This window comes from Umezawaea sp., from assembly GCF_036375055.1.
In the GTDB taxonomy this organism is placed as follows: Bacteria; Actinomycetota; Actinomycetes; order Mycobacteriales; family Pseudonocardiaceae; genus Umezawaea.
The window spans coordinates 36441-47613 of record NZ_DASUSQ010000007.1; the positions used below are offsets into that span (position 1 = coordinate 36441).

The following is an 11173-nucleotide window of genomic DNA, read 5'->3' on the forward strand; positions in this document are numbered from 1 at the left end:
GCCGAGACAAGACCGTGCTGGACGTTATAGACCAGGAGACTGCCTACCGACCCGGAAAGTCCGAGAAGCCTGTCGAGATGCACGGGTGCGCACCTCGACGGTGACAGGAAGAAAGGAAATCATGGCCATCACACCTTCAGCCTGGACCGGCATGGTGTCGGTCGACGACACCGCGCTGTACGTGCGCGACACCGGCGGCCGCGGACGCCCGGTGGTCTACCTCAACGGCGCCTATGCCGACCAGACGCACTGGCGGCGGGTCGTTGCCGACCTCGGCAGCGACTACCGGCACATCACCTACGACGAGCGTGCCCGCGGCAAGTCCAAGCGCTCGGCGGACTATTCGTTCGAGGCGTGCATCCGGGACCTGGACGCCGTCCTCACGGCGAGGGGTGTGGACCGGCCGCTGGTGGTGGGCTGGTCCTATGGGGGCATCCTGGCCTGGCACTGGGCCGACCGGAATCCGGACCGCGTCCTGGGGGTGGTGACCGTGGACGCCTTTCCGATCGGCCTGACCGGAAAGGCCGGTCAGGAGCGGATCCGGAAGCTGTTCCGCCGGATGCGGTTGTTGTTTCCGATCGCCGCCCGGCTGGGATTGGCCGCGCGGATGACGGCCGACCAGCACGCCGAGGTCAACATCGAGCTCAACGAGATCGCCGCCGCCAGCGTGCCGGTCCTCGACCGTATGACCTGCCCCGTGCGGTTCGTCCTGGCAACAGGTGACAGCCTCGGGACCCAGGGAGGGGAAATGGACCAGGGGCGGACCGTGCTCGAACCGCTGCTCGCCGGCAACCCGAACCTCAAGGTGAGCGCGAAGGTCGCGAGCAACCACAGCAAGATCCTGCGCAACGACTCCCCCGCGGTCGCCCAGGCCGTACGTGAGCTGGCCTCCACCTGCGGTCAGGCGGCCCGCAGGTCCACGTGACGGTGATGTGCAGCCGACAGGGCCCAGTCGGTTCGGTGCGCCGACCGACCATGTCCTCAGGGTGTTCTACGCCGCATCGCGCCCCGAGGACATGGTCGGGCTCGTGCTGATCGCGGTGTCGACGTCGCTGAACGGTCGGAACAGGGGGTAGCCCACAGTTCGGGTTGGATCATGCGGGTCACGGCGGCAGCGACGGCTTGAACCCGGACTCCGCGGCCCTGCGGTGCCCGGCCGCTCGCGTCATCGACGCCTGCGACCACTCGGACGCCATTGAATGCGAGACGTGCTCGATACGACTTCCGCTGACGATGTTCGCGACGACACCGTGCAACTACGTGAGGAACTCCTCGCCGAGGCGCTGGATTGGATGGTGTCGCGAGTGAGCACGTTGTCCAACGACCGTCCTCATGAGACAGCAGGCGTCACGCGGACCTTCTAGCATGGGTTTCGCCCGCCGCTCCGACCCGCTGGGAAGGTTTCATCATGACCGACTGCGACATGTCCGCGTTGCGGGAACGCGCCGGCAACGGCGACAAGGACGCGGTCGACGAGCTCATCCAGCTCGCGGGTGAACTCGGTGACATGGATGAGCTGCGACGACTGGCCGACCAGGGCAACGCGACCGCTGCCGACGAACGCGTCCAACTCGCCGGTGAGCGAGGCGATCGCAACGAGTTGCGGCGACTGTCCGACAAAGGAAACTCCACCGCCACCGACCAACTGGTCGAACTCGCGACCGAGTTGGAAGACCTGGAGGAGTTGCGCCGCCTTGCCGCCCCAGGGCCACACCGCTGCCCGCGAGCAACTCAATGAACTGACCCACGGGTGACCCACCGGCTGTGAATCGTCGTCACGCCGACGGCACGTTGCCGACGAGCCTGCCCGCGGTCGATGTTCGCTGCACGGGAATGGACAGGACGTTCCGGTCGTACTCCTCCTCGGGCACAGTGGCACGGGTGGCCCTGATGGTGGAGGCCAGGGCGAGCCCTGTCAGGGCGCACAGCAGGAGTACGGCGGCGTCGCCGCGCGACTGCGGGGTGAACGCCAGTTCACCGTGTCTGCCGAGCACGAATCCGGCGTGCAGGCACCAGCAGACGACAGCGGTGGCCAGGGTCGCGCCGACGGAGGACAGCAGGGCGATGAGGTCGACGACCGCGACGAGCGCTAGCACCGAGAGAATCGGCTGGCCGGTCGCGCCGACGGTGACGGCGAGTGCGGTGGCGGTGACGCCGAGGACCGCACCGAGGGGGAATCCGAAGCCACCGGGCATCGGGGGTGACGTGCGTATGTGTCCAGTGCAGTCCGTGCACGCCCGCGGTGGAAGGTGCCTTGCCACGTTCCGCACACCGGGGGCGCGAATATTGACGCGTCCCTGATCTCTACCGCCACGCGATGGTGTGTGTGCGTCACAACCACCACGTGCTGAACGTGGCGGCGGCGGCAGGCGTGGCCGCGTTGACGTCGACGTTTCCGCGAGTTGCCGGCCTACACCGTGGGTGTGCCGAAGCAGCGGGTGTTCGTGCTCATCGCCGAGGTCGAGCCCGAACACGTGTGGCAACGAGTGCTGCGGAACCAGCGCGGCGCTGTACTCGCGCGCGCTGCGGCGGCGCACCGATTCCGTGGTGTGCCGCTTACGCTTCCACATCGGCCCGTTGGACGCGCCTCGGCGGTCGTCGTCACCATGGCGTCAACGTATTCGGCTTCCACGTCAAGAGTTCGTGCGAAACGGTGTCCGCTGGGCAGGAAGGGATCAGGCTGAGCCCGTGGACGACTTGACTTGCGCGCTCGTGTTGATCGGTGTCTTCCTCCTGGTGGCGCTGGGGCTGCGTGCGGTGCAGTCCTGGCCGGTCGGCGCACCGGACGCACGCGAATCCGACGACCACCTACTCGACTAGGAGCGCCCGGTGGCCGAAGAACAACCGATCCCGACAACAGGGCCGATGATCACCGTGGAGATCGCCGTCGTCCTGGCTGAGGACGCCGCGGATCCCGATCTTGCTGTGGCCGTCGCTCACGTCTCACCCGCGCTGGTGGTGTCCGACGGCTCGCGCGTCGATGGCGACGCGTCCGGTGAACTGCTCGTCTTGGGCTTCGCCCGGATTCCGCTGGACGCCTTCGCCCCTGCCGTTGCGTGGATGGTCATGACGCGGGGAGGCGAGGTCGTGGCCCAGCGCTCGGGCCCGGAGTGCCTGGGTGATCCGGTGGAAGCACTGCGGCGATACGCGAAGTCGACGACCGCACCGCTGGTGAAAGGCCAGGTCGTGCTCACCGGTGCCCTGGGCCCGGCAGCGCCGGTGAGCGAGGGTGACCTGGTCATGGCCCATATCTCCGGGCTGGGCACGGTGAGCGCGATGTTGCAGGCCAGCACGAAGTAGCGCAACCACAGGTGGCTCAGGCTCAAGCGGTGAGCTCCCCCGCCGCCAGGATGACCTCCAGCAGGTGCGAGGCGGTGACGACGCGTGGATCGTGTCCTTGTCGCTCACCAGCAGCAAAGGGGTGCGCAGCCGCGTCATGGTGGCGGCGCACTCGATGACGGTGGCTCCCCGGACACCCTGGGCAGCTCGTAGCGATTCTCCCTGGGCGGCAGCAACTCCTTGACCGTGCGCCCGTCGAGCTTGCTCACACAGGCCTCCGCGCCGCCGCGCTCGTCGTACCCCCTCGCCAACGACGGGTCTTCCAGCACGTAGCCAGGCACGATGAACCGGAGCAGTCCCCGGCAACGCTTTCGTGCTCACCGGCGATCACGAACCCGTGGCGTCGATCCCTCGACCCCGATGAACCAGCCTTCGACCGACGTGATCGCTACAGACACCGGTTTCGTTTGAACATCCGGTGCAACACCAAGCCGGACAGGGAAATCACCCCCATCGCAACCTCCGTACCTCGGGATGGTCAGGCGTTGGGGCGCAACCGGAAATCGCGGCCGTCACTCCGCTCCTGCCCTCCGTTTGCGTCGAGCAGTCTGCAGACGTGTGCGCGACCATGAGAGTGCTCCTTCATGTGTCTGCAAGGAGACAAGTCCGGGCGGTAGCCGAGACAACCGGATGCCGCCCAGATCGAAGGACGGCAACATCAGGCCGCCGCGGCGGTACCCACTCCCGCAGTGCGAGTCGAGTTCTCGTGATCCTCTCGGACCGTTCGGGGTCAGACTGCGGGTTCAGCCGCCGACGTGGATGCCCGGCCGTCGGTCCGGGTCGGGTTCGCTGGTGCGGATGATCTCCCGCACGACCGGCGCGGTATCACCGCGGCCGAGCAGCAGGTAGCGCAGCAGGTGCCCCAGAGGGTTGCCTTCGCTCCACTCGAAGTGGCAGTGCGGGCGTACCCCGGTGGCATCGCGCAACGCCAGCAGGATCGCCGCGATGGCGTTGGGCGCCGCCGGACTGCTCGCGCGCAGGACGCGATATCCGTCGACCTGCACCCCTCGAACGTGTAGGGCTTCGCTGAATCCGGAGGGGTCGATCACGTCGATCTCGAGGAACAGCACGTCGGCCGTGCCTGGGACCGGGTTCATGCCGCGTTGTTCGGTCTCCTTGGCGCGGTACTCCTCGGCATCGCCGGCTTGGCGACGGTTGGCGATGATGGTCAGGTTGCCGTCGCAGGCGATGGAGTCGGTGATGAACCGGCGGGCGTCGTCGTCGAACTCGATGTGCTCCACCCGCAGCTCGGTGGTCCGGGAGACGCGTGACACCAGTGAGATGGCGATGATGCCGAGGATGAAGAAGAACGAGATGGTGATGCCGTCGGGCTTCTCGATCACGTTCTCGACCAACGCGTAGAGCAGGATCAGGGTCAGCACGGTGAACGCGATAGTCGCCTTGCGCTGACGGCGGCGAGCGGCGGAGATGGCCACGGCGACCGACGCGGAGACCATCATCGCCAGGATGCCGGTGGCATAGGCGCCGGCTTGGGCGTTGACGTCGGCGTTGAAGACGATCGTGACCGCGATGCAGATCGCGGTGTAGACCAGCACGACCGGCCGCACGGCGCGCGACCACTCCGGCGCCATGCCGTACGAGGGCAGGTACCGCGGAACAATGTTAATCAACCCGGCCATCGCCGAGGCGCCCGCGAACCACAGGATCAGGATGCTGCTGATGTCATAGGCGGTACCGACCCACTCGCCAAGCAGTTCGTGGGCCAGGAACGCCAGGGCACGGCCGTTGGCTTCGCCGCCGGGCTGGAACTGCTCGGCGGGGATCAGCACGGTGGACACGAAGCTGGTCGCGATCAGGTAGACCGACATGATCACCGCGGCGGCGGTGAGCAGCTTGCGGGTGTTGCGGACGCGGTTGTCCAACCGTTGCTCCGCGGTGGAACCGTCCGCGGCGACCAGGGGCATCATGCTCACCCCGGTCTCGAATCCCGAGAGTCCCAGCACCAGCAGCGGGAAGGCCAGGATCGCCGGACCGATCACTCCGGTGAGCCCACCGCCGCCGGTGGTCAACGCCTCGACCCACCGATCCAACGCGACCGGTTCGGCCAGCACCTGCATGACACCGGCCACGACGACCACGGCGTTGAGCACCAGGAACACCGCCACCAACGGGATGGCCACACCGACGGCCTCGCTGAACCCGAGCAGGAACACCGCGCCGAGGATCAGCAGCAGCACGACGGTGACGAGCACTTCGTGCCCGTGCAGGAAAGCGGGAGCGTGCGGGTTCTCCACGGCGTGCACGGTGGCATCGGCCGAGGACAGGGTGATGGTGATGATCCAGGAGGTGGCCACGAACCCCAGTAGCACCAGCACGAACACCTTGCCCCGCCAGAAGGGCAGCAGGTTCTCCAGTATCGCCACCGAACCCTGTCCGTGCGGGCTTTCCCTGGCGACCCGCCGGTACATCGGCAGCATGCCGAACAGAGTCAACGCGACGATCAGCAACGTAGCCAGCGGCGAGAGCGCCCCGGCTGCCAGCGCGGCGATACCGGGCAGGTAGGACAGGGTGGAGAAGTAGTCCACCCCGGTCAAGCACATGACCTTCCACCATGACTGGGGCGTGGTGTGCTCGTCACTGCTCTCCGGCCCCACCACGGGTTGCACCCGGTGCTGCAACAACCACCGGCCGAGTCCGCTCGACGGCGCCGCACGCCGCACCGGGCTGTCCACCCGTGCCGGCACCGCGAACTCAGGTGTATCGGTCATGCCACATCTCCAGTCGGTAATCACCGTGCCGAACGCACGGACACAGAGTCGGTATCCCCGGCAAGTACCCGGTGACTGTCCACCCGGCGCGCTCAGAGCCAACAGGGGTGATCACAAGCCCGGTCGCCGCCGTGGCCGAGATCTGCGGGGACGTCGCCATGAATCAGGATGTGCCGAGGTCACCGGGCACTGGCTCGTAGCCGATCCGCTCGCTCCAGAGGGCTGCAGACTGAGCCGGTCTTGTCCGCGCTGTCGCTCTCGACGACGTCGCTACCGAAGTGCACGAGCTGCTCGCCGCGCCGCCGCTGCGCCCACGTGCGGCCATCGGTCAGCGCCGCCATACCCGGCCAACAACACCAAGTGCCCCGAAGGGGCCAGACCGTTCACAAGCCGAAGTCAACCCGTGGGCGTGTCCTGTACTTGTAAAGGCCGGGCATGTGAGCCGTAAGGATCGCGTAAAGATCGGCGGCGACGGGCTCGGATGGCTGTACTGGTGAACTCTGACGACACCTGCTCACAAAACCGGACGGCGCTGGTGGGCACCGAGCATGATCAATATTCGTAGAATCCGACGACACGGGGCCCGTCCTCACAGCCGATTGTCGCCGCTGCTCGCTGCTGATCCAGGCCGTTGGCCCTCTCTGCGCTGCAGGCGCTCCACTGGGACCAGTGGCTACGACATGGCGGAATGTCCAGGACAAGCGGACCCGACAACCATGTCCCACACCGGAAATGACGTCGAAATTTACCAATGCTGCGATGCTCCGGAATGCGGTGATGTCGCTGTTACCGGAGAACCGACGTCGAGATTGACGTACAAACCACTCCAGACCGCACCACTGTCGATCGTCGTACCTCAAGTGGGCGTGTGTTGTCGAGACCGTCAGTGTCGATCGAGTGGTGACGACCTGCCCTGGATCGGTATGCCATTCCGACACCAGGACGAGGCCGGAGGTTGCGACGACGAGGCGGGACCAACCAAACAGATTGCGTCACGCTGCTCTGCCTTGAGTGCCGTCATGTCCCAATGACGACGCACCCGTGATGAGCGCCGCCAGCGCGCGATGGCCACGAAGCCCTCTCGACCGTCTCGCAAGCTTCTGTCAATAAATCGAAACAAACTGTCCACATTCTGACCACTATTAGAAGATTTCGATTTTGAACATCAAGCTGCCACCACTCAGCGACGAGGTACTTGCATTCGTTCACAATATTGCGTAGCGCTTGGCGAGCGTTCGACGATACGACTCATGTGCAGCCCAGGAAAATTTGCTGCACCGGATCAGGGGAGTTGAACATAGTGAGCCTTTTTCATCCGGCGGTGACCTCGTAGTTCTGTAGCACGTGGATGGCTTTGGAGTAGTTCTGTAGCACGTGGATGGCTTTGGCCAGTCGGCCGGCGCGGCGGGGGCAGCAGCGGAGTTTGCGGAGGATGCGCCAGGTCTTGAGTTGGGCGTTAGCACGTTCGCCGGGACCGCGGAAGCGGGCATGGGCGCGGTTGGCGTCCTTCTGGGACTCGGGCTTGTTGCGGCCCTTGTACGGGGTGATCACCTGGTGGCCGGTCTGGTCGTACCCGTGGTAGCCCTTGTCGGCCAAGGCGATCAGTCCGGTGTCGCGGAGTGCGGCGAGGATGTTCCAGATCCGGGCGGCCGCGGTGTCATGGGTGCTACCCGGCAGTTGACCTGATACCCACAGGATCGTGCCGTCCGGCGAGGCGATCACCTGCAGGTTCACCCCGTGCATCTTGTGCTTGCCCGAGTAGAAGGGTCGGTCGGCGGCGATCCGGTCGATCGGGATCAGGGTGCCGTCGACGACCACGTAGGCCAGGCCCCGTCGTTTCGCCGTGCGCAGTGCGGCCCGCAGCTTCGGTGCCCGTGCGGCCAGGAGTTCGACGGTTTCGTTGACATAGCGCCAGCAGGTCGTGGTGGAGACGCCGAACCCGGCGCCGATCTCGGCGAAGGTCTCGCCCTTGCGCAGGTACACCAGTGCCAGCAGGGCCTGCTGGCCTGGATTGAGCTTGCGCCATACCGAGCCCGACCGCCGACGATGGGCGCGGACCAGGCCGGACACGAAGGTCAGGGTCTGATGTGACAACGGCAGTGCGGCACGGTAGAACAGCATGCGAAGCCCTCGGTGTAACAGGACTGATCTTGGTCGACAGCCCTCCTACCGAGGGCTTCATCCGCTGTCACACCGACACACCGACGATCCTCGGCTTGTGGCCCACATCCCTTGCCCGCCAAGGCATCCGAATCAGGATGAAAAAGGCTCAGTGAACAAGAGTTCCCGACTTGGCTATTCCGGACGTCGCATGGCGCTGACGGCATGCGTCACTGTCGCTTCGGTGACCTTGGCGATGACCGGCGCCTCCATCGCGCAGGCGGACACGGTTGACGACCCTGCGGTGGTGACGACCGTGACTGATGCGTCGGTCGTCGAGCAGGCCACCGAGGCCGCTCAGGTGGTCGCCGCCGTTTCCGACGGCACGACCCCGGCGAGTGTGGAGATCTCCCAGGAGGGAGACACCCTTGCCCGCACCGCCACCGGCGCGACCGTGACCGTGCCCGCCGACCCCGCGGAGCAGATCACCCTGAGCACTCCGACCGGTGCGAGCATGGCGATGAGCGTGCCCGGCGCGCACGAGGCGGAGAACGCCGTGGTGGTCGACGGCACGACCGTGTACACCGAGACTGCGGCCCAGACCGACATCGCGGTCAAGCCCACCTCTACTGGTGTGCAGGCACTGATCACGATCGACGGTCCTTCCGCCCCCACGTCGTTCGACTTCGGCGTGACCGTTCCCGAGGGCGGGCAGATCGCCCTGCAGACCGACGGAGGAGCCGTGGTGCTGAACGCGGCCGGCGAACCGGCGGCGACCATCGCCACGCCGTGGGCACGCGATGCCAACGGTGCCGCGGTGCCCACTCGGTTCGAGTTGCAGGGAACCACGCTGCGCCAGGTCGTCGAGCACGGCCAGAACACCGCCTACCCGGTCGTAGCCGATCCGGCCTGGTTCGTCGTCATCGGGGCTCGGATGCTGTTCATGGTGGTCGTCGGGCAGGCCACGAAGTGGTGGTACGAGCGCAACGGTTACAGCTGCACCACCTACGGTCCGTTCTGGTGGCACATGCTAACTTGCGCCAAGCCCGTCCGGTAGGTGCTTGAGGGTGGATGCCCGGCGTCCTACGCCGGGCATCCACCCGCTAAGTCGTCCAGGACACGAACCGCCAGAAATCCCGAAAGTTGAACGGACAGGCTTCTTCAGCTGGTGTTCGAACATGAACCCACTGTCCACCTGCGACAAGTCGCGACCGTCCACATGCGGCAGTAACGTAAGTTATGAGTAAAGCCACTACTGCGTCCACCACCCGACGCAACCAACATCATCGTCCGTCCCAAGCGCAGGGCAGTGTCGAACAACTGCCCAGCGGCTCCTGGCGGATCCGCGTCTACGCCGGGGTCGACCCGTCCACCGGGCGGTCCCGCTACGCCAGCGAAACCATCCCCGACAGCCCGACCGCGCTCATCGAGATCGAGGAAGCCCGTCAACGGCTCCTCACCGCCGGCCGCGGCAGCCATCAAGGCCACGGCGACAGCACCGTGGCCGGGCTGGTCAACCGGCACATCGCGCTGCTCTCCCTGACCGAAACCACACGCCAGCGATACTCCGAACTGGCCGCCACCCACATCGTCCCGATGATCGGCCACATCCGGATCCGCTACCTGACAACCGAAACCCTCGAAGACTGCTACGCGCAACTCCGGCGCTGCCGCGACCACAACTGCCACACCACGGGGCGCCGACGACAAACCCGTGAGCACGTCTGCCGCCCCCTGGCGGCCTCGACCGTCCGCAAACTGCATTTCCTCATCGGCGCCGCCTACCACAGCGCCCTGCGATGGAAGTGGCTCGCCCGCAACCCCGTCGTCGACACCCGAGCCCCCTCCGCCGGACCACCTCGGCCACGACCACCCAGCCGAGAACAGGCAACCCGGATCCTGGCCGCGGCCTGGACCGATCCCGACTGGGGCCCCATGGTGTGGCTGGCCATGGCCAGCGGCATACGCCGCGGTGAACTGTGCGCCCTGCGCTGGACCGACCTCGACACCGCACGACGACTCCTCGTCGTCGAACGCAGCATCGCCCACCTCGGCACCACCCTGTGGGAGAAGGACACCAAACTCCACACCCGCCGCCACATCCTGCTCGACCACAAAACCATCGCCATGCTCACCGCCTACCACCACTACCGCCGACAACGAGCAACACAACTCGGCGGCACCCTGCCCGACGACGCATTCCTCTTCTCCCCCGCACGCGACGGACACACACCACGCCCCCCGGCCACCGTCACCCAGTGGTACCGGCACCTGACCCGCGCACTGGGCATCGCGACCAGCTGGCACAAACTGCGCCACTTCAACGCCACCGAACTCATCACAGCCGGAGTCGACCTGCGCACCGTCGTAGGACGACTCGGCCACGCCGACGGCGGCACCACCCTCAAGTACTACTCAGCATGGATCCGCGAAGCCGACCAACGCGCCAGCACCACCCTGGCCCGCCTACTCCCCTTGCCCAGCAGCACCGACAACCCGCCCGGCACACCGACCCCGTTGACCACCCGCCGCGGACAACCGACCTCCTACCTCACCATCGCCCATAACCTCCGCGACGACATCGAAAACGGTCGTCTCCCCTGCGGGGCAACAGTTCCCTCCACCGCCGAGCTCGCCGCGACCTACCACGTTGCACCCAGCACAGCCCACCGCGCCATCACCCAACTCGCGCACGATCACCTCGTCGCCACGACGCCGGGTCACCGCGCCATCGTCACGGCGCACGACGCCGAACCACGAGAGGAGGGCTCAACCCCACACCGCCAGGCCGAGGCAATGACCGCACCAGTGACGGCGTCCGGCATTGCGCGGTCGCCTCGAACTCGTCATCGACCAGCGACGGCTCGTCCACGCAAGCCGAACCTGATCAGGTGCGCCCGGGAGGCATCACCGGTCGCCTAGCCCGATAAGCCAGCCGGGTCCAACGCAGCCGCGCCACCCTCCGACGCCTCCATCGCCGCTGACGCTCGACAGATCAGAACGGC

The 11173-nt window shown here is 66.4% G+C and carries 9 protein-coding genes; 6 read left to right on the forward strand and 3 right to left on the reverse strand.

What is annotated here, in order from left to right:
• Positions 1 to 85: 85 nt before the first annotated feature.
• The gene (locus VFZ92_RS02475; RefSeq protein ID WP_330874007.1) at positions 86 to 925 is read left to right on the forward strand and encodes an alpha/beta hydrolase; all 840 of its coding nucleotides are present in this window, start codon (positions 86 to 88) and stop codon (positions 923 to 925) included.
• 483 nt (positions 926 to 1408) lie between these two features.
• Positions 1409 to 1738, forward strand: a complete 330-nt coding sequence (locus VFZ92_RS02480; RefSeq protein ID WP_330874008.1) for a hypothetical protein — start codon at positions 1409 to 1411, stop codon at positions 1736 to 1738.
• 37 nt (positions 1739 to 1775) lie between these two features.
• Here the strand turns inward: VFZ92_RS02480 and VFZ92_RS02485 are convergent, their stop codons facing one another.
• Entirely contained in the window at positions 1776 to 2195 is a 420-nt protein-coding gene (locus VFZ92_RS02485; RefSeq protein ID WP_330874009.1) for a hypothetical protein, read from the reverse strand.
• Positions 2196 to 2688: 493 nt separating this feature from the next.
• Here VFZ92_RS02485 and VFZ92_RS02490 point away from each other — a divergent pair, with 493 nt between their 5' ends.
• Together VFZ92_RS02490 and VFZ92_RS02495 are read left to right on the forward strand one after the other, a co-directional pair.
• Complete coding sequence (locus VFZ92_RS02490; RefSeq protein WP_330874010.1) at positions 2689 to 2820, forward strand: hypothetical protein; 132 nt, start codon at positions 2689 to 2691, stop codon at positions 2818 to 2820.
• Between the two features lie 9 nt (positions 2821 to 2829).
• On the forward strand, positions 2830 to 3300 hold the full coding sequence (locus tag VFZ92_RS02495) for a fumarylacetoacetate hydrolase family protein (protein WP_330874011.1): 471 nt from the start codon (positions 2830 to 2832) through the stop codon (positions 3298 to 3300).
• A gap of 782 nt (positions 3301 to 4082) precedes the next feature.
• Here the strand turns inward: VFZ92_RS02495 and VFZ92_RS02500 are convergent.
• Together VFZ92_RS02500 and VFZ92_RS02505 are read right to left on the reverse strand one after the other, a co-directional pair.
• Positions 4083 to 6068 carry an amino acid transporter gene (locus VFZ92_RS02500; RefSeq protein ID WP_330874012.1) on the reverse strand — a complete coding sequence of 662 codons (1986 nt, stop codon included), beginning with the start codon at positions 6066 to 6068 and terminating at the stop codon, positions 4083 to 4085.
• Between the two features lie 1311 nt (positions 6069 to 7379).
• Entirely contained in the window at positions 7380 to 8189 is an 810-nt protein-coding gene (locus VFZ92_RS02505; protein WP_330874013.1) for a transposase family protein, read from the reverse strand.
• A 190-nt stretch (positions 8190 to 8379) separates the two neighbouring features.
• Here VFZ92_RS02505 and VFZ92_RS02510 point away from each other — a divergent pair, with 190 nt between their 5' ends.
• Together VFZ92_RS02510 and VFZ92_RS02515 are read left to right on the forward strand one after the other, a co-directional pair.
• Positions 8380 to 9225: a hypothetical protein gene (locus VFZ92_RS02510; protein ID WP_330874014.1), complete on the forward strand. Its 846-nt coding sequence runs from the start codon at positions 8380 to 8382 to the stop codon at positions 9223 to 9225.
• A 182-nt stretch (positions 9226 to 9407) separates the two neighbouring features.
• Positions 9408 to 11090, forward strand: a complete 1683-nt coding sequence (locus VFZ92_RS02515) for a tyrosine-type recombinase/integrase (protein ID WP_330874015.1) — start codon at positions 9408 to 9410, stop codon at positions 11088 to 11090.
• The last annotated feature ends 83 nt before the right edge of the window (positions 11091 to 11173 follow it).

Coding starts and splice junctions, on each gene's coding strand:
- VFZ92_RS02480 (WP_330874008.1), top strand. CDS start 1,409: ATGACCGACTGCGACATGTCCGCGTTGCGGGAACGCGCCGGCAACGGC.
- VFZ92_RS02485 (WP_330874009.1), bottom strand. CDS start 2,195: ATGCCCGGTGGCTTCGGATTCCCCCTCGGTGCGGTCCTCGGCGTCACC.
- VFZ92_RS02500 (WP_330874012.1), bottom strand. CDS start 6,068: ATGACCGATACACCTGAGTTCGCGGTGCCGGCACGGGTGGACAGCCCG.
- VFZ92_RS02505 (WP_330874013.1), bottom strand. CDS start 8,189: ATGCTGTTCTACCGTGCCGCACTGCCGTTGTCACATCAGACCCTGACC.
- VFZ92_RS02510 (WP_330874014.1), top strand. CDS start 8,380: ATGGCGCTGACGGCATGCGTCACTGTCGCTTCGGTGACCTTGGCGATG.
- VFZ92_RS02515 (WP_330874015.1), top strand. CDS start 9,408: ATGAGTAAAGCCACTACTGCGTCCACCACCCGACGCAACCAACATCAT.